The 24770-nt window shown below is 61.8% G+C and carries 21 protein-coding genes; 10 read left to right on the forward strand and 11 right to left on the reverse strand.

What is annotated here, in order from left to right:
* The first annotated feature begins 571 nt into the window (after positions 1 to 571).
* The 5 genes from KUV72_RS10490 to sodC all read left to right on the forward strand — a co-directional run bounded on the left by KUV72_RS10490 (position 572) and on the right by sodC (position 10421).
* The gene (locus KUV72_RS10490; RefSeq protein ID WP_222238272.1) at positions 572 to 5818 is read left to right on the forward strand and encodes a hypothetical protein; all 5247 of its coding nucleotides are present in this window, start codon (positions 572 to 574) and stop codon (positions 5816 to 5818) included.
* 183 nt (positions 5819 to 6001) lie between these two features.
* Positions 6002 to 6190 carry a hypothetical protein gene (locus KUV72_RS10495; RefSeq protein ID WP_206939279.1) on the forward strand — a complete coding sequence of 63 codons (189 nt, stop codon included), beginning with the start codon at positions 6002 to 6004 and terminating at the stop codon, positions 6188 to 6190.
* 431 nt (positions 6191 to 6621) lie between these two features.
* Positions 6622 to 7656: a histone deacetylase family protein gene (locus KUV72_RS10500; protein ID WP_222163108.1), complete on the forward strand. Its 1035-nt coding sequence runs from the start codon at positions 6622 to 6624 to the stop codon at positions 7654 to 7656.
* Between the two features lie 480 nt (positions 7657 to 8136).
* Positions 8137 to 9486, forward strand: a complete 1350-nt coding sequence (locus KUV72_RS10505; protein WP_206937906.1) for a Na+/H+ antiporter family protein — start codon at positions 8137 to 8139, stop codon at positions 9484 to 9486.
* A 416-nt stretch (positions 9487 to 9902) separates the two neighbouring features.
* Positions 9903 to 10421: a superoxide dismutase family protein gene (gene sodC, locus KUV72_RS10510; protein ID WP_222238273.1), complete on the forward strand. Its 519-nt coding sequence runs from the start codon at positions 9903 to 9905 to the stop codon at positions 10419 to 10421.
* A 160-nt stretch (positions 10422 to 10581) separates the two neighbouring features.
* Here the strand turns inward: sodC and KUV72_RS10515 are convergent, their stop codons facing one another.
* From KUV72_RS10515 to KUV72_RS10535, 5 genes are all read right to left on the reverse strand, one after another.
* Positions 10582 to 11322 (reverse strand): RNA methyltransferase, encoded by a 741-nt coding sequence (locus tag KUV72_RS10515; RefSeq protein WP_206937918.1) that lies wholly within the window; start codon positions 11320 to 11322, stop codon positions 10582 to 10584.
* A 121-nt stretch (positions 11323 to 11443) separates the two neighbouring features.
* Positions 11444 to 12361: a homocysteine S-methyltransferase family protein gene (locus tag KUV72_RS10520; protein ID WP_222238274.1), complete on the reverse strand. Its 918-nt coding sequence runs from the start codon at positions 12359 to 12361 to the stop codon at positions 11444 to 11446.
* Between the two features lie 309 nt (positions 12362 to 12670).
* Positions 12671 to 14314 (reverse strand): chaperonin GroEL, encoded by a 1644-nt coding sequence (groL, locus tag KUV72_RS10525; protein ID WP_206937932.1) that lies wholly within the window; start codon positions 14312 to 14314, stop codon positions 12671 to 12673.
* A gap of 68 nt (positions 14315 to 14382) precedes the next feature.
* Positions 14383 to 14676 (reverse strand): co-chaperone GroES, encoded by a 294-nt coding sequence (locus KUV72_RS10530; RefSeq protein WP_045994577.1) that lies wholly within the window; start codon positions 14674 to 14676, stop codon positions 14383 to 14385.
* A 534-nt stretch (positions 14677 to 15210) separates the two neighbouring features.
* Positions 15211 to 15771 carry an FxsA family protein gene (locus tag KUV72_RS10535; protein ID WP_206937934.1) on the reverse strand — a complete coding sequence of 187 codons (561 nt, stop codon included), beginning with the start codon at positions 15769 to 15771 and terminating at the stop codon, positions 15211 to 15213.
* 476 nt (positions 15772 to 16247) lie between these two features.
* Between KUV72_RS10535 and KUV72_RS10540 the strand changes: the two genes are divergently transcribed.
* Entirely contained in the window at positions 16248 to 17009 is a 762-nt protein-coding gene (locus tag KUV72_RS10540; protein WP_222238276.1) for an SDR family NAD(P)-dependent oxidoreductase, read from the forward strand.
* Positions 17010 to 17128: 119 nt separating this feature from the next.
* Here the strand turns inward: KUV72_RS10540 and KUV72_RS10545 are convergent, their stop codons facing one another.
* Positions 17129 to 17509 (reverse strand): ComEA family DNA-binding protein, encoded by a 381-nt coding sequence (locus KUV72_RS10545; protein ID WP_222238278.1) that lies wholly within the window; start codon positions 17507 to 17509, stop codon positions 17129 to 17131.
* Between the two features lie 428 nt (positions 17510 to 17937).
* On the opposite strand from KUV72_RS10545, the gene pyrF reads away from it, so the two are divergent.
* On the forward strand, positions 17938 to 18636 hold the full coding sequence (gene pyrF, locus KUV72_RS10550) for an orotidine-5'-phosphate decarboxylase (RefSeq protein WP_222238279.1): 699 nt from the start codon (positions 17938 to 17940) through the stop codon (positions 18634 to 18636).
* A gap of 15 nt (positions 18637 to 18651) precedes the next feature.
* On the opposite strand, the gene lapB is transcribed toward pyrF, so the two are convergent.
* The 3 genes from lapB to KUV72_RS10565 form a co-directional block, all read right to left on the reverse strand.
* Entirely contained in the window at positions 18652 to 19830 is a 1179-nt protein-coding gene (lapB, locus tag KUV72_RS10555) for a lipopolysaccharide assembly protein LapB (RefSeq protein WP_222238280.1), read from the reverse strand.
* Positions 19831 to 20136, reverse strand: coding sequence for a lipopolysaccharide assembly LapA domain-containing protein (locus KUV72_RS10560; protein WP_206937961.1), 306 nt, complete (start codon positions 20134 to 20136; stop codon positions 19831 to 19833).
* 84 nt (positions 20137 to 20220) lie between these two features.
* Positions 20221 to 20517 carry an integration host factor subunit beta gene (locus KUV72_RS10565; RefSeq protein ID WP_045994571.1) on the reverse strand — a complete coding sequence of 99 codons (297 nt, stop codon included), beginning with the start codon at positions 20515 to 20517 and terminating at the stop codon, positions 20221 to 20223.
* Positions 20518 to 20764: 247 nt separating this feature from the next.
* On the opposite strand from KUV72_RS10565, the gene KUV72_RS10570 reads away from it, so the two are divergent.
* Positions 20765 to 21067, forward strand: coding sequence for a succinate dehydrogenase assembly factor 2 (locus KUV72_RS10570; protein ID WP_206937970.1), 303 nt, complete (start codon positions 20765 to 20767; stop codon positions 21065 to 21067).
* 358 nt (positions 21068 to 21425) lie between these two features.
* Positions 21426 to 21761 carry a hypothetical protein gene (locus KUV72_RS10575; RefSeq protein ID WP_222238281.1) on the forward strand — a complete coding sequence of 112 codons (336 nt, stop codon included), beginning with the start codon at positions 21426 to 21428 and terminating at the stop codon, positions 21759 to 21761.
* Positions 21762 to 21813: 52 nt separating this feature from the next.
* Here KUV72_RS10575 and dinB read toward each other — a convergent pair whose 3' ends face one another.
* Together dinB and lexA are read right to left on the reverse strand one after the other, a co-directional pair.
* On the reverse strand, positions 21814 to 22872 hold the full coding sequence (gene dinB / locus KUV72_RS10580) for a DNA polymerase IV (RefSeq protein ID WP_222238282.1): 1059 nt from the start codon (positions 22870 to 22872) through the stop codon (positions 21814 to 21816).
* Positions 22873 to 23007: 135 nt separating this feature from the next.
* Positions 23008 to 23673, reverse strand: a complete 666-nt coding sequence (gene lexA, locus KUV72_RS10585) for a transcriptional repressor LexA (RefSeq protein ID WP_222163118.1) — start codon at positions 23671 to 23673, stop codon at positions 23008 to 23010.
* A 313-nt stretch (positions 23674 to 23986) separates the two neighbouring features.
* Here lexA and KUV72_RS10590 point away from each other — a divergent pair, with 313 nt between their 5' ends.
* Positions 23987 to 24649, forward strand: coding sequence for a TetR/AcrR family transcriptional regulator (locus tag KUV72_RS10590; protein ID WP_222238283.1), 663 nt, complete (start codon positions 23987 to 23989; stop codon positions 24647 to 24649).
* Positions 24650 to 24770 lie beyond the last annotated feature (121 nt).

The following is a 24770-nucleotide window of genomic DNA, read 5'->3' on the forward strand; positions in this document are numbered from 1 at the left end:
CTGGTTCGTTCTGGTTCGGCAGGTTGATTCAGTCCGTTCGCTCGGCAGAGCTTTAGTCGAACGATGGCAGAGCGACAACTCAGCTTTAGCAGAATGACGTACATCACAATGTATCGCGTTCCAGAAAACGTATTTCTGAGGTCGCTGTCTACCCGGCAGTATTATGTGGATATATTCGAGTAAGAATCTAGTGATTACTTGGCGACAGTCTGGTCCGAATTTCCTTTCATATATGTCGTTTTAAGCACAGATTTAACATTTGGTAGTGATAAATTAGTCTGTTTTAGCGCTTCGACTTTTCTCATTTTTGAAAATTGGAAAAGATCATTAATGCAGTTTAGTTTTTTCATCTTATTGTTTTATAAAGATAAAGATCACTCATTCGTGAATATTGGTTGACGCGACTTTTTGCGTTTTGGTGCGGCGATGTTTGAATGGCTCGTTGATGTAAAGAAAGTAGTTTTTGAAGAGCTTTTGTCGTAATCGATGTAGGATCATTGCTATTTATTTTTCTGTGTGAATGGCGCTCTACTTTGCACATTGCGAGGTTTATAGATGGGGAGGGCTGGGTGTGAGCGATATAAAGGATGTCAACGAAGTAGGTCGCGAAAATGCGGTTAACGATGTCGAACACCTGGGTCAGGCTTTTCCATCGACCTCGGCGGCCCCTGCGGCGATCAGCGAGCGGAGCGTATGGCGCATCAACTTTCAGCCTGAAGTCTCTACGGCAGTGGACGGTTATGCTGTAGATAGCGGCAAGGCGTTTGGCGAACAGGCGATCGAGGTCGGGGGCGTGTCCCACCAGTACGGCTGGGTCAGCGGCGCCAGCATCGCCGATGGCGTCGACAACGGCACCACTCCCATGTCGCTGGTCGATGTGGATGCGTCCTTGCTGGTTGACCGCTCGGGGGACTTTGACGGGTTGGACCCTCGCCAGGCCAGCTACGCCCAGATGACGCGTGATGGTGATATCGCCGTCAACGCGGGATGGGAGATCGAGCTGGCGCCGGGCTTCTATGAGGTTACCCTGGCGGTGGGGGATGTCTCCGGCCGTTTTGATGCCTTTTATCAGGTCAATGCAGAGGGCGCTTCGCTCATCGATGGGTTTGTGCCTGCGCGGCCCGGCGACTTCCCGCTGGATGCCAACGTTACCGACGACACCGATGGCTTTCGCACGACGCTGGTGACCAGGGTGGTCGAGGTCACCGACGGACGCTTGACCCTGGACGCACTTGGCGCGGATGCCCGCAACGTCAAGCTGCAATATGTCGAGATTCAGTCGTTGCCGGACCCCACCCCAAGTGATGATCGTGATGCTGTCGATGACTATGCCCGGTTTGTCGGGGCTAGAGCCGTGGCGGGCGTCGGCAGCCAGGCGGTGGAGGTGGCGCTGGATCGGGACGATGGCGGTTTGCCTACCGGGGTGGATCCGGCCTCGGACATCTTCGTGGGCGTTCAGGTGGTGGAAGGCAGGGGCGGTGTGCTGCTGGAAAGCCTGGCGGATGGATCTGTGCGCCTGTTCGAGACGGTCACCGGCGTCGAGGTGGACGTTGATATCAACACCACCGGTGGTTTCGATTCCCTGACCCTGTCCCCGGTTGACCCGCTCAAGCCCTATACCAGCTATACCCTGGTCATCGATGGTTTCCAGGATCGCGGTGACAACAGCGATATCGATGCGCCAACCCGTGACTTCCTTAAATACACCAACACCTTTGTCACTGGACCGGTGACCGAGAGAGACGCGGACGTCGACGTTGCCTTCGCGGGCACCGTCGAGCTCGACGGTGCTGCAGATGATGCTGTTGCCTTTACCTCACTGACGCTCAACGGGGCAGGCGACACCCTGTATGTGGTCAGCATGGGCGGTCAGATCCGACGCTACGGATTAGACCCGGAAGATGGCTCGCTGGGGCCAGGTGAAGTGCTGGACCTGGGATGGGACCCATTCGCGCAGCCTGATTCGGTGACGGACAATGTGCGCCGGGCCATTATCGGCGTGGCAGAAGACCCCTCCGATCCCCAGGTGCTGTGGGTGACCGATAACTATCCGGTGCCGCTGTTGGGACAGGTGCGCAGGGTGCCAGACTTCAGTGGTCGGCTGTTGAAGATCACCCTGGACGAGGAAGGCAGCTTCAGCGGGCAGGTCGAGGTGTATCTGACCAGCCTGCCGCGCTCTGCGGCGGATCATGTCAGCAACAGCATCGAGTTTCGCAAGAACCCAGAGTTTGACCCGGATTCCCCCGACGCCGGCCCCGAGTATCTGTTGTACCTGACCCAAGGTTCCAACACGGGTACCGGCGGCGTCGACAGCGCCTGGGCCAACCGGCCCGAGCGCCTGCTGTCTGCCACGGTGCTGGAAATCGACCCGAGCCGAACGCCTCCCGAGGGCGGATTTGACGTCACGACCGAGCCCCTGCCCGAGGATCAGACCCGCTTTCGCGACGACGATAACAACCTGAAGGATGATCCCATTTCCATGGGAGACGGGCGCTATCTGGTCTTCGACGAGCGCGGCGTCGCCAGCGTCCAGGACGTCGATGGTAACGTCCTGTCGACGTTCTACGATCCTTTCGCAGAGGACGCGGTGGCCAAGATCTTTGCCACCGGTATCCGTAACGCCTATGACCTGGTGTGGCACTCGGATGGCCGGCTGTACGTGCCTACCAATGGGGGCGCCGCAGGGGGCAGGGTGCCGGACGACCCGGCGACGGCAGAGGATGAGTCGCTGATCAGCGTGGGGCTCCAGGACGATTTTCTGTTTACTGTCGACCAGGGGGGCTATTACGGCCACGGCAATCCGTTGCGGGATGAGTACATACTGGACGGTGGTAACCCGACCCGCTTTGAAGACGCCAACGAGGTGCCGACCTACGCTCCCGGCACTCAGCCTGATCCCAACTATCGAGTGGAGGACACCTACGCTCTGGGGCCCAACCGCTCACCCAACGGGGCCACAGAATTCACCAGCGACATCTTTGGCGATGCCCTGAAAGGCAGCCTGCTGTTCACCGAGTTCTCCGGCGGCAATGATATACGCTGGATACGCCTGGACGATGACGGCAAGGTCATCAGCGACGATGTGCTGCGTGACAGTGACGGCGGCGTCATCCGTTACAACAGCCCCCTGGACATCGTCGAAAACCCGGCCACCGGGCAGTTGTATCTATTGACCTTGAATCGGCGCACCGGTGAAAGCCAGCTGGTCCGTCTGGATCCGGTGCTGCCAGAGCTGCCTGAACCGCCGGAGCAGCCTGTGAAGCTAGCCACCATCCAGGCCGAGGATGACACTCCGAATGACGGTACCAGCGCCACGCTGTCAACGACCGGCGATGTCGCGATCTTTCAGGGCATAGCAGAGGACACGCCAGGCCTGCGACCGGGCAGCTACGGCAACGATGGCAACCTCGATGATCGCGACGGTATCGGTGGCGGCTATGCCGACTTTGGCGTCAGCGCCCAGGATTGGATCACCTTTGGCTTCACCCTGGCGCCAGAGGAAGCAGGCTACAACGTGCTGCGCATCCGCTATGCCAACGGCGGCGGCAAGGAACGCCCCCTGGAGATATTCATCAACGGCGAAAGCCATGGGCTGGTGAGCTTTCCGGCTGCCCCGAGCCTTCCCAGCCTGGATGAAAGGTGGAACCTGTGGATGACCCAGGATGTACAGATCGACCTGCCGGCGGGGGAGGTCGAGGTTCGCCTGCAATCCCTAGGCAGGGCGGGCCCGAACATTGACCAGCTCGAGGTGTGGCAGGGCGATGTGTTTGGGCATACGAGCTATGAAGCGGAAGAGGCGCTTCTTCAGGGCGTCGCGCCAACGCCGGATGACAGCGGTCGCGACGCTTCTGGCGAAGCCTATGTCGCGCTGTCAGACGCCCAGGAGCAACGTATCACCTGGGCGATTCGGGTCGAACAGGACGGACACTACGAGCTGGGATTTCGCTACTACCTTCCCGCGGATGGCGAGCCGCGTCAGCTGCCGTTCTCGCTCGATGGCGTCGAGTTGGCGCCGCTGCAGCTTGCGGCGGACAGCGAGACAGCCGATGACTGGGTGTACGTGAACGTGGAGGTATTCCTGGAGGCGGGAAGCCATGCGCTGGCGTTGGCCTCAGTGGGGGGGAGTGCGGTCGACGTCGACCTGCTATGGGTGCCGGACCTGTCACGAGAAGCCATCCGTGAGGCTATCAACCACCCAGCAGACGCCACCAACGGAATGCGTATCGCGCTGGATGACGGCGTGTCCGGCCTGGTCTCCAGTCCGCGCACCGCCGATGCGTTTTTCACGGTCAGCGAGTCAGGCATGTATCGACTGGACCTAACGGTAGGCGAATTGGGGGACGAGATTGACGTCTCCCTCAATGGGGAGCCATTGCCGCCCGCGTTGCAGGCCGACGATGGCTCTGGCGGGGTGTTCTGGTACGTCGAGCTTGAGGCCGGCACCGAGTATCGCTGGCACCTGATATCGGATGATGACAGCAGCTCCCGTGTCGAGGCGGTGGAGGTAGCGCCGGTCGGTGTGGCAGAGGGGGCCGACGTGAGCCTGGTGAACGCCGAGAGCCAGTTCTTCCACGACCGACTGCTGTTCAACTATCTGGACAACAATGACTTTGCGGCCCCTGATCGGGACTTCAGGGAAACTGGCCTGGCACGCATGACCAATGAAGGCAGCGAACCTCTGCAGATTCTGAATGCGATGCTCGATGGACCCTTCAGGCTGGCCGACGCCGACGCGCTGCAAGGGCGCGTGCTGGCAGCAGGCGAGTCCATCGACATCACGGTGTTATTTGATCGCGACAGTTACCAGGCGCCCGAGCGCAATGACGATGATGGACGTTTCTTTGGCCGGCTGACGCTGTTGACCAACGACGCCGACTCGCCGGTGACGTCCCTTGAGCTGGCGGGCTTCTGGCAGGCTCAGGACGAGGGCGGCTGGGAACCCACCGTGGATGAGATCTGGAGCGTCGCCGGGCTTGGCAACCGCATCGGCGGGCTGCCCCTCGCCGGCGGTGGCGGTGGGCCTGGCTCCCCCCTGTACGACTTTGGTTACTATCGTCCTGTCACTGACGAGGAGGTGCTGTCGCGTTACTGGACCTTTGCCGACGGCGTCGACAGCGTGCGCATCACTCAGTTGGCCTCGATGCAGAACCCCGGCGGTGCGACGCTTGGGATACATGCATTTGAGGACACGTCCGATGATCGCAGACTGCTGCCCCATGGGGCGGACCAGAATCAGTCGCTGCTGCCCCGTGTCTTCGGTAGCGGCGAGTTCCCGGAGGTCACCTTGCAGCGCTCTGACATACCAGAAGACTGGACGGGAGATACGCTGTTTGGCTTCGAGATTGCAGGACTGTCGTCAGACCCGTCCCTCAACCCCACTGGCCAGGGCACGCCCCCAGCCAATGGCCCTGATCTGGAGCGGGGCTACTTCATTCGTCTGTTCCAGGCCCTGGACGAGGAAGGCAACGACATCCCGGATACCTACCTGGTCATCCAGGACTTCAATGGCGGGAACTTTGACTACAACGACAACATGTACGTGATCGAAGGCATCAAGCCGATGTATGACGGCGATGGCGTGGTCCCGACTGCCCTAATGACTGGACAAAGGCCCGACCAGCAGCTCGTTGCGGACGTCACCTTGTGGTCAGACGAGTCGCTGCAGCCAGTCGTGTCGCCACAGCAGGAACTTCAACAGAGGCTTCTGCGGCAAGAATCAAGACAGCAGGAGGCTGAGCAGCAACGACAGGCACCACCGCCCTCAGACGATATGGTGGAGGTGCAGGGCCTGCCCGATTCCGGGAGCGATATCTGGTGAAGGCGGGAGTGATCGAAGTTGTGGCGTCTCCATATGGCGACACATGGTGTGCTTGCCCGGCGACAGAGGTGGTTGTACGAACTTTGCGATACCCTACGACGATATCGCCTCTAAGGGTTGTCACAGTGAATCGATAACCAGAGGCAAGAGTATCAGGGTCAATAGGGGATCAAGAGTATGCCGATGGTAACTTCTGCTGCGAAATGGCTGATGCCGCTTCTGCTGATCATGACCGTTGCGGGCTGTAGCTACGAACCGGCGCGCATTTCGTCTGAGCCGTTGATCATCCTTGACGATGATCATCGTGACCACGGCGGCCATCACGGCGGCGACTTCTGTCCGCCGGGGCAAGCCAAGAAAGGCCGTTGCTAGGCTCTACTGCTAGCAAGGCGCCGTGACTAGCCGTCGCGCCGACGGCTGGCAAGCGCCTTGGGATGGATGTCAAAGGTTGACCGACGTCAATCAAAGGGGTGGCCTGCTGGCGGTGGCAAAAACGCCAGGTCAGGCCACGCCGAGCTGATCTGCTACGGCCAGCTTGGCGGTGATGATGGTCCCGGGAGTGGTATCAAGGTCGGGTTTTCCGGCACTATCATGGGGTAGACTCGCTCAGGAGCAGGCCTGACTTGCTGTGGCCTGACTTGCTTTGGCCTGAACTGCTGTAGCCTGAACTGCTGTGGCCCGAGCTGCTGTGGCCAGGAATAGACTCGCTCAGGTATCGACTCGTGGAGAGGGTGCCGAAGTGGTGCCTCAGGGTACGCAAGACACGGGGAGCGAGGTCGCGTCATCACCGGAGACCGATGTAGATGAAACTGTTTTACCATCCTGACCAGGAACGTCACGCACCCCCTCAGTTCTTGAAGCGAGGCGTGTTGAGCGATTCGCCCGAAGGGCCGCGTCGGTCAGAGTTGCTGAGCGAAGGTCTCGCCGAGGTCGGCCTGGCGCTGACCGCACCCGCAGAAGTCGACAGTCCCAAGTTGAGGGAGCGACTCAAGGAAATCCATACCGAGCGTTACCTGGATTTTCTCGAGACGATTCATTCCCGTTGGCAAACGCTGCCTGAGGCCACCGACTTCGTGGCGCCCAACGTGCATCCCTGCGGTGGTGGCAAGCATTATCCGCGACACCCGGTAGGTCAGGCAGGCTGGCATCTACACGACATGGCCTGCCCGCTGACCGCCACAAGCTTTCAGGGCATTCTGGCCAGCGCCGCGACGGCTCAGGCCGCGGCTGAAAGCATCGTGTCGGGCGCAGGCACGGCGTATGCACTGTGTCGACCGCCGGGGCATCACGCGGGGCCAGATCGCGCCGGGGGCTTCTGTTATCTCAACAACGCCGCTCTCGCGGCCACCGTGCTGCGTGAGCATGTGTCCCAGGTGGCCATCCTGGATATCGATCTTCATCACGGTAACGGCACCCAGGACATCTTCTACGACCGCGGCGACGTCTGGACCGGTTCGCTGCACGCTGACCCTGCGGACTTCTACCCCTACTACTGGGGTAGCGCAGAAGAGACCGGCATCGGCCCTGGCCTAGGGGCCAATCTCAATGTCCCGTTGCCGGTGGGCAGTGGCATCGATGCCTTCCAGGCCGCGCTGGACGAACTGCTCGATGCCATGGCGAGCTTTAGCCCGGATGCACTGGTGCTGGCGCTGGGGCTGGATGCCCACAAGGATGATCCCCTGGCGGGGCTGAGCCTCGATACTCAGGACTTTGTGACGATTGGCCGCCAGGTGGGCGAGCTGGGCCTGCCCACGGTGCTGGTGCAGGAGGGGGGTTATCCGACCCCGGCGCTGAGCCGTAATCTCGCTGCCTTTCTGCGCGGGTTCACCGATACCTGAGAGCGCTGGACGTGAGTTTGCTGCGGCGACGTTGCTGCGGCGACCATGAGTTTGCTGCGGCGACATAGCACGGTCGCCTGAGCCGCAGACGTCCTCTAGAGCTGACGTCCTCTAGAAACGAAAAGCGCCACAAAAAAGAAAAGCGCCACGACCGATGGACGTGGCGCAGCAATCTTTTTGCTTTCTTTCCTCCCTGAGGCACTATCCCGGTGCCTGAACTCCCTCGATGCGTCCTGCATCGTCGCATCCGTGACGCTCATGGGGCAGTATCCGTTGCCCGATGTTGCCTGAACACGAGTGTAGTATGTCCTGCCAATATGACAAATCCGTAAACGCCGCGTGATGCTTTGGTGACATCCCGCAGCCAGCGCTTTTCTGGTATCCTTCGCGCCGACTTTTGCGGGAAACCTGCGCTATTCCTGGCTTTGCGCCGAGGTTTTCCCCTCCCTCAACCCTCGTAACCCCAACTCGGATGTTCCTATGAACGCTGTAATTATTGCCGTTCTGGTGATGGTGGGCCTGTCGCTGGCGCGGGTCTCGGTGGTGCTGGCGCTGGTGGTCGGCGCCCTGGTGGGTGGCCTGGTCGGTGGTCTGTCCATCGAGGATACCCTGGCGGCTTTCAATGACGGCGTAGGGGGAGGTGCCAAGGTGGCGCTGGCCTATGCCACGCTGGGGGCCTTTGCGGTGGCGATTTCTCGCTCAGGCCTGCCTGACCTGCTGGCCCGACGCCTGATCACCTTGCTGGGGCAGGAATCCAGCGCATCTCGCCAGGCCACGGTCAAGTATCTGTTGCTGGGCAGCGTCCTGTTGGTCGCGGTATCGTCCCAGAACCTGATTCCCGTGCACATCGCCTTTATCCCGATCCTGATTCCGCCGCTGCTCAAGGTCATGAACCAGCTGCGTATGGACCGTCGCGCCGTGGCCTGTGCCCTGACCTTTGGTCTGACGGCGCCCTATATGCTGCTGCCGGTGGGATTTGGCGCGATCTTCCTCAACGATATTCTGCTGGCCAACATCAATCAGGCCGGGGAGAGCCTTGGCCTCGAGATCGGCCGTGCCATGGTGCCCATGGCGATGGGCGTGCCCGTGGCCGGCATGTTCCTGGGATTGCTGGTGGCGGTGTTTCTGTCCTATCGCAAGCCTCGTGACTATTCTGAGGCCGAGCTAACCCACCATGCCCACGGCCATGAAGCGGGCGACACCGAGGAGCCCCGCGCGCTGGGGCTGATCATGTCGGTGGTGGCCATCGTCGCGGCGCTGGGTATCCAGCTTTACACCGGTTCCATGATCCTGGGCGGCTTGGTCGGTTTCTCGCTGCTGTCCATGGGCGGCATCTTCCGCTGGCGCGAGGCGGACGACCTGTTCACCAGCGGCATGCGCATGATGGCGCTGATTGGCTTCATCATGATCTCCGCCTCGGGTTTTGCTGCGGTGATGACGGCCACCGGCGATATCGAGAGCCTGGTCAGTGCCAGTGTCGAGGTCATCGGTGACAACCGCGGCCTGGCGGCGCTGCTGATGTTGCTGGTCGGTCTGTTCATTACCCTGGGCATAGGCTCCTCGTTTTCCACCATCCCCATCATTGCCGCCATCTTTGTTCCGCTGGCGGTGCAGTTCGGTTTCTCCGATCTGGCGACGGTGGCCCTGGTGGGTACCGCTGCGGCGTTGGGTGATGCGGGTTCACCTGCCTCGGATTCCACCTTGGGTCCGACCTCGGGGCTCAATGTGGACCGCCAGCACGACCACATCTGGGATAGCGTCGTGCCGACCTTCGTGCACTACAACATTCCGCTGGTGGCCTTTGGCTGGCTCGCGGCGATGACGCTGTAATCTCAGGAGCCCGCTCCGGCCCCACGCAGACGTCCTTGCCAGCGTAAGCGGCCTAAGCTGAGCGGCTAACGTAAGGGCTAACCTAAGCGGCTAACGTAGCCCCGAACGACAGCGCACACGCGATAGATCAAAACAGTGCCCGTGCTCCCGCAGCACGGGCACTGTCGTTTCAAGGGGGGAAAGGGTGGCTGTAAAGGGTGTTTGACGATATCGCTTACGGGTTGTGCTGATCCGTCACTTTGGTCCAGGCTAAGGGACAGGGAGTCGCGAGATCGAGTCGTCGAACACAGCCAACGGTCGGCAAGACTCGGCGCTGAACTCTCTACAGGGAGAGAAAGACGTTCCTGACGGCAGGGTGTTCCAGAAGGAACGTCGTACCCGATGGAAAGACACTTCACATGGAAAGGAGCCTCTAGATGATCAAGGCAACATGGTGGTTAGGCGCTAGCCTGCTGGTGGCGGGTGCAGCACATGCCGCGACCGAGGTGGAGATGCACCGTGTCAGTACTGACGGCGTGGGCGACAGCGTCGGTACCATCACCTTCGAGGATAGCGATCATGGCCTGCTGATTACGCCTGCCCTGGAAGGGCTGGACACCGGAATCCACGGCCTGCACGTACACGTCAACCCGGATTGCTCCCCGGCAGAGAAGGACGGGGAAGTGGTGGCTGCTGCCGCTGCCGGTGGTCACTATGACCCCGAGGAAACCGGCACCCATCAGGGCCCCTATGGCGATGGACACCTGGGGGATCTGCCCGCACTGTCCGTAGGACAGCAGGGCGAAGCCGAGCTGACGACCCTCGCCCCAAGGGTGAAGGAGTCTGACCTGAGCGGCCGCGCGATCATGATTCATGCCGGTGGCGACAACTACAGCGACGAACCCCACCTTGGTGGTGGCGGAGCTCGCGTCGCCTGTGGGGTCATTGACGGGTAAGCGTCAGCCCGAGCGGGTCGCGATAGTGTCGCGACCCGCGTTTAGGTAACGATGTTGTCGTTCTAGTCGATCAAAAGCCGCTCTACCTAGGGAAGAGCCGCTCTAGCCAACCAAGGGCCGTTCTAGCCAACCAAGGGTCGTTCTAGTCGGCCAAATGCCGCTAGCGGTTGTCGTCGGAAGGAAGGTGGCTTTCCAAGGAGGACAGCCAGCCTCGCAGCAACGATAGCTCCTTGCGCGAGGGAGTAGCACGGGCGAACAGGGCCTGCAGCTGCTCTTCGGTTTTCGCGTGGGGCTGGGTGATAAAGCCACTGCGTTGCATGACGCGGCTCAAGTGGCTCTGAAAGTGCCCCACCTGCTCACGCGTAGGCGGTGTCGCTATAGAGCTGGCACCGGCCGTAGACTCACCCGCGTGCTTGCGCCATGCCCGCCTGACTTCGTAGGACAGCACCTGTACCGCCTGGGACAGGTTCAAGATGCCGTAGTCAGGATTGGCGGGAATGCTGACCTGATGCGAGCACAAGCGAATCTCGTCGTTGGTCAGGCCGTAGCGCTCGCGACCGAACACCATCGCCACGGGACTGCTGCGAGCATCCTCCACCAGGTCCTTGGCCAACTCGTCCGGCTCATCGTAGTGGGGCAGTGGCAGGCTTCGCAGTCGCGCGCTGGCGCCGACCACCCGCACGCAGTCGCCAATGGCATCTTCCAGCCGCTCGACCACTCTTGCTCCCTCGATCACATCCAGCGCGCCCGCTGCCAAGCGGCTGGCTTCCTCGTCCGGAAAGGCACGGGGATTGACCAGCACCAGGTCCGTCAGGCCCATGGTCTTCATGGCGCGGGCGGCGGAGCCGATGTTGCCGGGATGATAGGTCTGAACGAGAACGATGCGGATATTGGAGAGCATTCGACAGCAAATCGCAGTAGAGACAGGGAGCGCCATTGTAGCCGCCAGCGGCCTGGCGGGGAATGAGCGGGCTTTCACGCCTTGTCTGACGGATCTAGGCCGACTGGTTTTGCCTGAGTCGCTACATCGACCTTCGCCATGTCTCCAGGGCGGCGATATGGCTGGGGCTGATGCCGCAGCAGCCGCCGATAAGGCGAGCGCCGCGTTCGAACCAGCGTATGGCGTAGTCCAGGTAGCCCTGGGGAGTGATCTGGCGGGCCTGGGTCAGGGTGGCATTGGCCTGATGGGCTGCGGCAATGGGCGCGAAGCTGTTGGCGTAGGCCCCCAGCGGCAGCGAGCAGCGCAGGCGTCGCATGGCGTCACTGGCATCGATCAGAGCCTGCTCGATCACCTCTGGAATTGAGCAGTTGAAGAGGATGGCATCGACACCGCCTTGGCAGAGTTGTGTGACGGCTTCTGCCACGCTCTCGCCGGAGCGCAGGCGCGCCACGTCGGTGATATCGTCCTGCAGGGTCAGGGCAAACCAGCGTGGTGCGTCGCTATTCGCCAATACCTCCTGGACGACAGCGATTTCTTCCAGGCTCGACAGCGTCTCGGCCAGCCACAGGTCCACGAAGGGCTCTTGAGCGCGGTAAAGGTCTGTCAGCAGCGAACGTGCACGATTGGCGTCAAACAGGTCCGGGCGGTAGCTGCCCATGACGGGGGGAAGGCAACCGGCGACCTGGGCGCGGCTGCTGGAGGCCTCGCCGGTCTGATCGGCCTGCCATTCGCTGATGGATCGCGCAGCTAGCCGGGCGGCTTGGGTGGCAAGGGCGATACCCTGCTCTTGGTAGCGTTCTTCGCCGAGATGGAAGGGCACGCAGGCGTAGCTGTTCACCGTGACGACACGGGCGCCAGCATCAAGAAAGTTGCGGTGGGCCTCGACCACACGATCAGGGGCCTCGATCAGCGCCTGGGCGCTCCACAGGGGTTGTGAAAAGGGCGCGCCGATACGCTTCAGCTCTCGCCCCATTCCGCCATCCAATAGCGTCAGTTCCATCGCTTGCCTACCTCGAAAAAGCCGGGACATAGTGAACCATGGCAGGGGTCGTTCGATAAGTGAAATGTCCTCAGCGTGGATATGAGGCGGATCGATGAAGAGGGCGATGGCAATGGCGGTGGCAATGGCGACGGCAATGGCTATGGCAATGACACCTAAGCGTCGGGCACGAAAAAGCCCTGCCGCAGGGGCAGGGCTTTTGCTCTAGGGCTTGTGCGCTAGGGCTGGCACACCAGAGGCAAGTCGCAGCATTGCTGTTCATTGCCTCTGGGTGCGGGGCCGGGCAGGCTAGCCTGCCCGTGGGGGCACTTACATCATGCCGCCCATGCCACCCATTCCGCCCATGCCACCCATGTCCGGAGCAGCGTCTTTCTCGTCCGGATCGTCGGCAATCATGGCTTCGGTGGTGATCAGCAGGCCAGCAACGGAACCAGCGGACTGCAGTGCAGTACGGGTCACCTTGGCCGGATCCAGCACACCCATGTCGAACAGGTCGCCGTACTCGCCGGTCTGGGCGTTGTAGCCGAAGTTGCCTTCACCGTCCTTGATGCGGTTGACGATGACGGAGGCTTCCTGGCCAGCGTTGGTGACGATCTGACGCAGCGGTGCTTCCATGGCGCGCAGGGCGATGGCGATACCGTGGGTCTGGTCTTCGTTGTCACCCTTGAGACCAGCGATCTTGGTCAGGATGCGGATCAGAGCAGTACCACCGCCAGGCACGACGCCTTCTTCGACGGCTGCACGAGTGGAGTGCAGGGCGTCTTCGACGCGAGCCTTCTTCTCTTTCATCTCGACTTCGGTGGCAGCACCGACGCGGATGACAGCAACACCGCCGGCCAGCTTGGCGACACGCTCCTGCAGCTTCTCGCGATCGTAGTCAGAGGAAGTCTCTTCGATCTGAGCGCGGATCTGGTTGACGCGAGCTTCGATGTCGCTGTCGTTGCCAGCACCATCGATGATGGTGGTGTTTTCCTTGGACATGGTCACGCGCTTGGCGGTGCCAAGGTGGTCCAGGGTAGCCTGCTCGAGGTTCAGGCCGACTTCTTCGGAGATCACAGTGCCGTTGGTCAGGATAGCGATATCCTGCAGCATGGCCTTGCGACGGTCGCCGAAGCCAGGTGCCTTGGCCGCTGCCACCTTGACGATGCCGCGCATGGTGTTGACCACCAGCGTTGCCAGGGCTTCGCCTTCGATGTCTTCAGCGATGATGACCAGCGGCTTGCCAGCCTTGGCCACGGCTTCCAGAGTCGGCAGCAGTTCGCGGATGTTGGAGATCTTCTTGTCCACCAGCAGGATGAACGGATCTTCCAGTTCCACCGCCATGGTGTCCTGGTTGGTCACGAAGTACGGGCTCAGGTAGCCGCGGTCGAACTGCATACCTTCGACCACGTCCAGCTCGTCTTCGAAGCCGCGACCTTCATCGACAGTGATGACGCCTTCCTTACCGACTTTCTCCATCGCTTCAGCGATGATCTCGCCGATGCGAGTGTCGCCGTTGGCGGAAATGGTGCCAACCTGAGCGATGGCCTTGGAGTCGGTGCAGGGCACGGACAGAGCCTGGATTTCCTTGACCGCCGCAACGACCGCCTGGTCGATACCGCGCTTCAGGTCCATCGGGTTCATGCCGGCAGTCACGCCTTTCAGGCCTTCGGCGACGATGGCCTGGGCCAGAACGGTAGCGGTGGTGGTGCCGTCACCAGCAACGTCGGAGGTCTTGGAAGCGACTTCCTTGACCATCTGCGCGCCCATGTTCTCGAACTTGTCCTTCAGTTCGATTTCCTTGGCGACGCTGACGCCGTCCTTGGTCACGGTCGGTGCGCCGAAGGACTTTTCCAGCACCACGTTGCGGCCTTTCGGGCCCAGAGTTGCCTTGACGGCGTTGGCCAGAACGTCAACACCACGCGCCATGCGCTTGCGGGCATCATCAGAGAACTTGACTTGTTTCGCTGCCATTTTCTGTACTTCCTTTGAATCTAAGCGTCAAAAGTGAACGTTGAAACGACCGAGTCAGTGGCGTGGGCTCAGCCCTCGACGACTGCCAGGATGTCGGACTCGCTCATGATCAGGACTTCCTCGCCGTCGATCTTCTGCTTCTCGACGCCAAAGCCATCCTTGAAGATCACGGTGTCGCCGACCTTCACGTCCAGAGGACGTACGTCGCCGCTCTCGAGAATCCGGCCGTTACCGACGGCGAGCACTTCGCCACGAGTCGGTTTTTCCTGGGCGTTGCCCGGAAGCACGATGCCGCCTGCGGTCTTCTGCTCTTCCTCAACGCGACGGATGACGACGCGATCGTGCAAGGGACGGATGTTCATTGCTCACGTTCTCCTGATGGTTTTGCTAGGCCGGGGCATCCACCCGCGGCGGTTCATTGTTCACTCTCGTCGTGACGCAGATCGCGGCGAGAGTTGGAGGTCATGGCCAGGCTGCCGATGAAAGTGGCAGGCCTTTGTCGGCCCTCCTGTCAAAGGCGAGGGAGCAACCCCCTCACCGAAGCTTGATGCTGATCTGGTAAGTGGGGCTGGTGAAGGGGCTTTCAAGGGCGAGGACGAAATTTTTTTCACACTCATGTGCCCCGTCAGCGCATCACGGCACAACCTTGGCGCAAACCTGGGCATGCCCACGCGCAATCTCCTTCCACGAGGGTGGCGACAGCGGTGACGACAGGAAAACGACAGGAGGGATGAGGCGGATGATGAGCAGGGGAAGAGAGCGGACGACAGGAATAGCGAGAGGGCTGACGATAGTGCGGGAGATAGTGCTGAGGATAGCGCTATGAAAAGGGGCGAAGACAGGGGCCGTTAACGCCCCTGTCCTCGCCCCTATCTCCGCCCCTGTCTCCCGACGGCTTAGCGTCGGCGATCGTCCTTGCTGATAAACTCGCCTTCGATGGGGTCGCCGTCACCGTTGTCGGAGCCCTGTTGCTGCCGTTCTTGCTGCTGGCTGGTGTCAGCGTCGCGGCCAGAGGCTTGCTCCCAGCCATTGGCTGAACCGGCGCCGAAGTCAGGGCCTTGCGAGCCACCGTAGCCAAAGGTAGAGCCACCCATCTGGAAGCCCTTCATGCGAATGCCTACCTTGGCCAGCAGCTTGCCCAGCAAGCGACGAGCGTCCGGGATCAGGCACATGAAGCCAAGGGCATCAGACAGAAAACCTGGGGCCATCAGCAGAGCACCGCCAAAGATCAAGGCAGCACCGGTCATCAGCTCCGAGGAGGGGATTTCGCCGCGGGCCATGCGCTCCTGGGCGCGGGCGAAGGTCGCCACACCCTCACGACGGATCAGATGCAGGCCGATAAAGCCGGTAGCCAGCACCAGGGCGAGGGTCGACAGCAGACCGATCTCACTGCCGACCGAAAACAGCACGGCGAAGTCGAGCAGGGCAAAAATGGTGAAGATAAGAAGGAAGGGCATGTCAGCTCCGCGTTGTGGTCTGTTGAGAAGATGGGGGTGAAAGGCGAAGAGTTCAAGCATCAACCTCTGGCGCTGATGCACAGTACCTATCGGTCGCTCACACCGGCGTCCCCATCGCCGCGTGGTTGTGGTCCGTCGGTGGCTGTGAGCGTCTGCGGCGACCCGCAGCTGTCACTGCATCACAGTGGAATGTTGTCGTTTGCGTTTTTGCGTGAGTGACGTGAGGTCGACTATCGACTCGGACGGATTGATTGGTGCGTCAATGGCTTATAGCGGGTATGCCATCGCCTGCAAACTAGCGTTTGGCGCGAGCCAGGTGTCGGAAGGTAGCGCCGCGCCGGGAAACTTGGCATGCTGCAACGCAATAACTGCTCGTTGTGCAGCGTTCCGGGTCCCCGATCCGTGGAGCACGCGTCGGCGAGCCACCGACCGGCCTGTCAGCCATGGCACGGCTGGTGCTTACCAGGGGAAACCGTATGCAGTTGGAAAATGCCGTCATTGCCATCACCGGTGGTGCTCGTGGCCTGGGACTCTCCATGGCCCATCATCTGGGCAAGCTGGGTGCCCGGCCTGCACTGATCGACTTTGATAATGATCAACTCGACAAGGCCGTCAACGAGTTGGTGGACGCCGGTATCGATGCCCGCGGGTTTGTCGCCAATGTGGCGGACGAAGCGTCGGTCACGGAAGTCTTCGCCGACATTCGCCAGGGCATGGGCCCGCTGGATGGGCTGATCAACAATGCCGGCATCCTGCGCGATGGTCTGCTGGTCAAGGCTCGCGATGGCAAGGTAGAGAAGACGCTTGGGCTGGACGCCTGGCAGGCGGTCATCGACGTCAACCTTACCGGCGTGTTCCTGTGCGGTCGGGCTGCCGCCGCTGCCATGATCGAAGACGGCCGTAACGGCGTTATCATCAATATCTCCAGCATCTCTCGGGCCGGTAACATGGGGCAGAGCAATTACGCCGCCGCCAAGGCCGGTGTGGCTGCCTTGACCGTGACCTGGGGGCGTGAACTGGCGCGCCACGGCCTGCGTGTGGCTGCCGTTGCTCCCGGGTTTATCGAAACCGAGATGACCGCGTCCATGCGTGAAGACATGCTGGACAAGCTGACGGCTGGAGTACCGGTACGCCGCTTGGGGGCTCCCGACGAGATCGCCAAGACCGTGGCCTTTATCTTCGACAATGACTACGTCAATGGCCGCGTGATCGAGGTAGACGGCGGTCTGCGCCTTTAAGCGTGGCCGTTTCGATCTAGCGCTAGCGCCTGATGACCTGCAAGCACCCGCCACGTCCCGTGGCGGGTGCTTGCGCAGCGAACGCTATTCTTGGTGACGCCGATCGTGACGCCGAAACGTCAGTCGGTACTGATTTCGTCCTTGAGCCGCGCCACGGTGTTGGCGCCGATGCCTTTTACGCGAGTCAGGTCCTCTGCGCTGGTGTAGGGTCCATTGACCTGGCGGTCTTCGACGATGGCTTGCGCCTTGGTGGGCCCAATGCCCGGCAGCTCGGCCAGCAGCTCAACACTGGCCTCATTGACGTTGATGGGCGCAATGCTGGGGCCTTCTGCAGCGAAGGCCGGATGGGCCAGGCTGAGCCAGGCGACACTAAGCCAGGCCAGCGTCACGAGCGTGATCCCATGGGGCCGGCGACGACGGGCAGTGCGTTGAGTGGTAGACGTGCGGTGATGGATAGACGCGCGGTGATGGACAGACGGATAGTCATTGAATGTTGGCATGAGAGACGTCCTGTTGTTGTTGGAAATGGGCGGCCAAGCGCTGTGTGTCAGCAATAGCAGCAGCACCTGTGCCAGAAAGGCCGCGCCGTCGATCCTTCAGGTGTGCGCCAAGCCCTCCCGAGTGAACAGTCGTTGGCGTTGTCCTGGTGGCCGTCGGCTGTCTTCTCTCACCTTAGGGTTAGATAAGAAAACTCTGTTATAAGAATATTCTTAATAAAATATCAGTCATCTATGAAGATCTGAGCCAGCCAAGCGGCAGCGCGGGTGGCGCCAAGGCTGATATACTGCGGCGATTTGGCGCCCTTTGCCTGCTGCGGGCTAGCCGGTAGCGGGCCTGGCTCAAGGCCTCAGTATTGCCCCCGCGCAAGGGCAGTACTCCCGGATCAGCAGGGCGCCAGCGCTTCGTTCACTTCTCGCCGGAGGCCGCCGTGACCCCCTCATCTCCCTTGATCATCGCCCTCGACTACCCCTCCATGGACGCCGCCCTGTGCATGGCAGACCGGCTGGATTCGGAACGCTGCCGCGTGAAGGTCGGCAAGGAACTGTTTACCCGCAGCGGCCCAAGCGTGCTCGACGCCCTTCACGGTCGCGGCTTCGAGGTATTTCTCGATCTCAAGTTCCACGATATTCCCAACACGGTGGCCGCAGCGGTGCAGGCGGCGGCAGAGCAGGGCGTGTGGATGGTCAACGTGCACGCCTGTGGCGGTCGTCGCATGATGGAAGCGGCCCGTGAGCGTCTTGAACAGAACGGACTGTCGACCCACCTGATCGCCGTGACGGTGCTGACCAGCATGACCGCCGATGAACTGGCGACCACCGGCGTGTCGTCGCCGCTGGACGAGCACGTGGAGCACCTGGCGAAGCTGGCCAAGGACAGCGGCATGGATGGCGTGGTGTGTTCTGCCCAGGAGGCCGCCCGTCTGAAGGCAGCATGTGGCGATGATTTCCTGAAGGTCACGCCGGGCATTCGCCCGAGTTTTGCCCAGGCGGGGGATCAGCGGCGGATCATGACGCCCCGGCAGGCGATGGACGCGGGCAGTACCCATCTGGTGGTGGGGCGGCCCGTGACCCAGGCAGAAGATCCGATGGCCGCTCTTGCGGCGATCGAGGACGAGCTCAAGGGCTGACGCTCTGTTGTAGCGCTATTCGCCCTCGATGCCGGTGATTGGCTTGGTGGTGCCCCAGTTGCGGCAACGGGGGCACTGCCAGTGCAGGTGCTCCCCCGAGAACCCGCAGCGTCGACAGCGATGCCGCGGCAACGCCTTCAGCAGCGGCTGCGTGTGTTGCCGCAGTAGATCAAAGCGGGTGTCACCGGCGTCAGCGCCGCTGCGTTGGTAAAGGCCCATCAGATAATCGACGCCGCCCAGGCTCGGCTCCTTCCTTAGCTGCTCAGTAATCAGCTCGATGGCTTCGTCATCGTTGCCGCGTACCTGCCTGAGCGTCTGGGCCAGCAGCACAATAACGCTGGTGCAGGGGTTGAGCTCCAGCAGGCGCCGCAAGTGTTCGATCAGACCTTCGGCATCGTCCAGCAGCTGATAGGTGCGCTCCAGCGGCTCCAGCATGGTGGGGATGAACACCACATCCTGCTGGGGAATGCGGTCAAGAAACTTCAGCGCCTGGCGGTATTGGCCGGTGTCGTGGCACAGCTTGGCATGCACGAGATTGGCGCGGATGCAGCGCTCGTCGATGGACAGCGCTTGCTTGAGGTGCTTGCGGGCGACCCCGTGGCTATTGGAGGTGCGAGCTATCTCCGCCAGCTCGCAATGCCAGTGGGCTGCCGCGCGGCGCAGGTCGTCGTGTTGGCGGGTCAGCTGCGGTACGGCAACTTCGATGGCGTTCTGCCATTCCCCTTCACGCTCGAACAGGTCCACCAGCAGCCGCTTGGCGTGGTGGCGAATCTCGGCGTGGGTGTCCTCCTTGACCAGGCCCTTGAGCAGCCGTTCGGCACGGTCATGCAGACCCAGATGCAGGAAGTCGCGGGATAGCTCGAGCTGGACCCAGGCGCCCTGGTGGGCATCGAGGAACGGCCGGGCGAGCAGATTCTGGTGAATCTTGACCGCTCGGTCGGCCTCCCCGCGAGAGCGAAACAGGTTGCCCAGGGTGACATGGGTCTCGATGGTGTCGCTGTTTACTTCAAGCGCGGAGATAAACGTTTCGATGGCCCTGTCCTGCTGGTCGTTGAGCAGGTAGTTGAGGCCGACGAAATAGTCGCGATGCAGGCTGGGGGCAGGGCGTTGTTGCGGACGGCTTTCCCGCCGGCCGAGCGCCCAGCCAATGGCGAGGGCGACGACCAGCAGGCCCAGTAGCAGGAGATCCGGCATTCAGGGCAGTTCCTTCATCTCCTGCACTCGAAGGCGGTCGAGTTCCTTGCGCTGCTGCTGGTTGTGGCGCTGGGCGCGGGTCAGCAGCGTGCGCAGCCTGATGTAGACGCCGGTCATGGCGAGCATGCCGAGCAGGACGCCCACGGCCAGGGAGGCCAGCAGCCAGACGGACAGGGATGCCTCGGGCAGCTCGAACCAGATCAGGTTCAGCGGCAGGGCCTGCTGGTTATTGGTCGCGAACAGGATACCGATGATCAGTACCGCCAGCAGAATGATGGCCATGATCAGGCCTTTTAGCCAACGCATGTGTGACTTCCCGTAGTGAGACGAAGAGAGGTTGAGCCAGAGATAACGGAAAACGCTGGCGCGAGTGGGCCCAGACGTTGGTCGCTAGTATCCCAGCGCACGGCTGGCATCGACCTGTTCGCGCAACTCCTTCCCTGGCTTGAAGTGTGGCACGAACTTGCCTTCCAGCTCCACCGCTTCGCCGGTCTTGGGGTTGCGTCCGACCCGTGGCTCCCGATAGTGCAGAGAGAAACTGCCGAAGCCACGAATTTCGACGCGCCCGCCATCGGCCAGGGTGTCGGTGATGTCATCCAGAATGAGGCGCACCGCAGCCTCAACGTCCTTGATCGACAGCTCGGGCTGCCGCATGGAGATCTGCTCTATCAGTTCGGACTTTGTCATCGGTTATCTCCGTGAGTCCCATCTGGGTGATGAGCGCTGGTCAGGCCAGTGTCGAGGACCGCGTCGATCGCAGTCCCTTGTTTTTAGATAGCATACTTTTCAAGTGTTGATAAAACAACGCACTACATTGATCGACATTCGTGGCAGGCCCTTGCCCGGCATCACCTTTTTCGCCTCCGTGCGGCTGCCCGCCGTTGGTGCCTGCGCTATACTGGCGCCACACTTAACATCCCAGACGAGGTTCCCCTTGGATCAACCGTCTTCCGCGGCCTCCCAGCTCGAGGCCGAGCGCAAGCGCCTGCACTGGCACTCCCGTCGCGGCATGTGGGAGCTGGACCTTCTGTTGCTGCCGTTTCTGGAACACCGCTACGATGAGCTTGATGAGGCCGACAAGGCCGCCTATCGCGACCTGATCACCGAAGAGGATCAGGACCTGTTTATATGGCTAATGCGTCGCGAATGGCCGGAAGAGCCGACTCGCCGGCGCATCGTGCAGATGATCGTGGACTATGCAGAGACCACGGGTCACGGCCACAATCGGGGCCTCTGACCGACAGCATCTCGCCCATGGTGCAGTAGTGGTGGCGGTCAGTCTGATCGTCGCCATCGTCCTGCCTTCCCCGCTCGGGGGATATGCTGTTGCCTTCCTCGGTGCTGTGCTGATTCGCAGCGCCCGCCATCCTCTCCTCGGTCAGTTGCGCTGCCTGCCTGGGCCGCAGACCACGCCGACCGCGTCGCCTTCCGCCATTTCCCCCGCGACGTCCTTCGCGCTGCCTTCCACACTGTCTTCCCCGCTGTCTTCCACTCTGTCTTCCAGACCGCCTGTGTCGAGGTTGCAGTCGTACCTGAGCCCCTGTGGCTGCCTTGGACGATTTCCTGGTCGATGGTGCCGGTGGTGGCAAGGCGTCATGACGTTTGTCGCCGGGCTGGCGTCCGTCTCAGTGCCTGTTCCCGGACACTGGCAGTGGCGTCCTGGCGTCTGTCAGGACGGGCGAGGGCCCGTCACTGCCTCAGAAGACAGTCACGCTCCCTGGCACGACATCGACCTCTATTGCATCAGTGTGGGTCATTACCTGATCGCGCTGCGCTGGCATGGCCGAACCCACTGGCTGTGGCATGACGCCGCGGACCCCGGTGAATGGTGGCAGCTCAAGCGTTACCTGCTGGGAATGGAGGCCTCGAACAAGGGGCGCCTGGCAAGCGAGCGACACGACGAACAATACGACGAGGAACGCTACTCGTGAGAGGACGGCGTTCGCACGTTGCAGCATGATGATGAGCGGGGATAGCGGGCACCTAGAAGGGCAGGGTCAGCTGCTGACGCGCCTCTTGTGGTACCAGCCTGACGCCAACCCCAAGCAAGCGCACCGGACGTTGTGCCCGTTGCCAGGCCTGGTCCAGCAGCTGCGCAAAGGTCGCGGGGTCAGGTTCCAGGCCGCGGGACTCCAGGGTGGTGGTGGTGAAGTCATCGAAGCGTACCTTCACGAACACGCCAGCCAGGGGCGGCCGACCGTTGCGGTCGATACGTGCCTTGAGCTTTTCGCACAGCTCCACCAGTGCCAGCTGGGCGGCGCTCAAGTCGGGCAGGTCGCGTCCGTAGGTGCTTTCGACGCTGATCGACTTGCGCTCGCGCTCTACCTTGACCGGCCGCTCGTCGATGCCGCGGGCCAGTTCGTACAGGCGGCGGCCGAACTTGCCGAATTCGTCCAGCAGGCGATCAATGGGCTGGGCGCGCAGCTCTTCGCAGGTGGTAATGCCCAGCGCATCCAGGCGCGCCCCGGTAGCCGGGCCCACGCCGTGCAGCTTGCGCACGGGCAAGGCCAGCACAAAGGACTCGACCTGGTCCGGGGGGATGACCGTCAGGCCGTCTGGCTTGTCCCAGTCGCTAGCGATCTTGGCGAGAAACTTCGACGGTGCAGCCCCGACGGACACAGTGATACCGGTGCGCGCCAGGCACTGCTCCTTCAGCCAGCGGGCCATCCAGGTAGCGCTGCCCTTGAAGCCTGCGACATCGGTAACGTCCAGATAGGCCTCGTCCAGTGATAGCGGCTCTACCAGCGGCGTCAGCTCGTGGAAGATGGCCTGGATCTGGGCGGAGACCTCGCGATACTTGTCGAAGTTGGGTGGCACCAGCGTGAGTTGAGGACACAGGCGCAGGGCGCGGGAAGTCGGCATGGCCGAATGGATGCCGAACTTGCGCGCCGGGTAGTTGCAGGTGGTGATGACGCCACGCCCCTCACGGGCGCCACCCACGGCCAGCGGGACATCCCGCAGGGCCGGGTTGTCGCGCATCTCGACGGCGGCGTAAAAGCAGTCGCAGTCGGCGTGAAGAATCTTGCGTACCGGTTCCGTCATGGTCTGGCCTGGCAGCGGCGCGGCGTCTAATCATCCATCCGAAAGGGTGAGGCGGGGTCTCGGCCTAGCTCAGCGTCAATCTCAGTGTTGACCCCAGCATTAACCGCAGCACCAACCTTCGCATTAACCTTTCTATTAACCCAGGGCCTGGCCGTTGCCACCGCGAATAACACCGACCCCAACGCCCTCGATGTCCAGGCTGTCCCGCCGCAGGTCCAGGGTGATGGGAGCGAAGTCCGGGTTTTCCGCCTGCAGGGTGACGTGATGTCCGTCGCGCTGGAAACGCTTGACGGTCACCTCGTCCTCGAGGCGCGCCACCACGATCTGGCCGTTGCGAATGCGTTCAGTACGGTGCACGGCGAGCAGGTCGCCCTCCAGAATGCCAACGTCCTTCATCGACAGGCCGCGCACGCGCAGCAGGTAGTCGGCACGCGGTGTGAAGTAGTCAGGCGGCAGCGGGCAGTAACGATCGATATGTTCTGCGGCCAGGATGGGGCTACCCGCGGCGACTTCACCGATGATCGGCAGGCCCTGGACGGGACTGGTGTCCTGGGGCGCATCGTTGGCGGCAGTAGTGTCGGCTTCCTGGGCTGGCAGACGAATGCCTCGCGAGGTGCCGCGAATCACCCGGATGGCGCCCTTGCGTTCCAGCGCGCGCAGGTGCTCTTCCGCGGCGTTGGGGGAGCGAAAGCCCAGTGCGCGTGAGATCTCCGCACGGGTCGGCGGGTACCCCAGCTCGTTCATGGTCTTGACGATAAAGTCATAGACGTTCTGCTGGCGAGGGGTCAGGGGACGTGTCATGCGGCCTCCCACGGGCGGCGGTGAGTCAGGACGGCAGCGGCTGGGTAACCCCAGCGTGCTGCCAGACAGCGGGTACCTTCAGCACCCTTGGTGAAGTGTACAGTATGGATGCCTATCCAGTAAAACGGTGATCTGCCTCGAATTTCGCGCGCTGGGTGAGAGGCGTCGTGGCACCGGTATGAGCGGACTGATGCACACGTTTCAAACGCCGTCTGCGATGGTTGATTGTGCGTAGAGAGCGCCTCCCTTACACTCCGGCTAACATTCAAACAATTGTTTCCAACTGCCCTGACTGACTGGACGGAGCCCGCGAATGGCCCAGACCGATACCGTGACTCGCATTCTGGACACCGCCGAGGTCCTCTTCGCTGAACGAGGTTTCGCGGAAACGTCGCTGCGCAACATTACCGGCAAGGCCAAGGTCAACCTGGCCGCCGTCAACTACCACTTTGGCTCCAAGAAGGCGCTGATCCAGGCGGTCTTCTCGCGCTACCTGGACCCGTTCTCCGACCGCTTCCACGCGGCCATCGATGAGTTGGAGCGTGGATACGGCAGCAAGGTCATCCCGCTGGAAGTGCTGCTGGAGACCATGGCCAGAACAGTGCTGGAAGTCCCGGCGGAGCGTCATAGCCTGAAGGTCTTCATGCGCCTGCTGGGGTTGGCCTATAGCCAGGCCCAGGGGCACCTGCGCCGCTATATCCAGGACCAGTACGGCACCGTGTTTACCCGCTTTGTGGCGTTGGTACGCAAGGCGACCCCGGAGCTGCCGGATTCTGAACGGTTCTGGCGCCTGCATTTTGTGCTGGGTACCGTCATCTTTACCCTGTCTGGCCTCGATGCCCTGCGCGACATCGCCGAGAAGGACTACGAAGAGCACGTGTCGGTGCGCGACCTGGCACGCCGGATGCGGCCGGTGGTGGTTGCGGCCATGAAGGCTCCCTTGCCGGAGCCGCCGCAGGCCAGTTCTCAGGCCTGAAGCCAGAGCCCGAAGCCGGAGCCGCCGCAGGCCAGTTCTCAGGCCTGAAGCCAGAGCCCGAAGCCAGAACCTAAAGCCAGGCCCGACACCAAAGCCGCATCGGAACCACCCGGGCGGTGAC

The organism is Halomonas sp. DP4Y7-1, assembly GCF_019800705.1.
In the GTDB taxonomy this organism is placed as follows: Bacteria; Pseudomonadota; Gammaproteobacteria; order Pseudomonadales; family Halomonadaceae; genus Halomonas; species Halomonas litopenaei_A.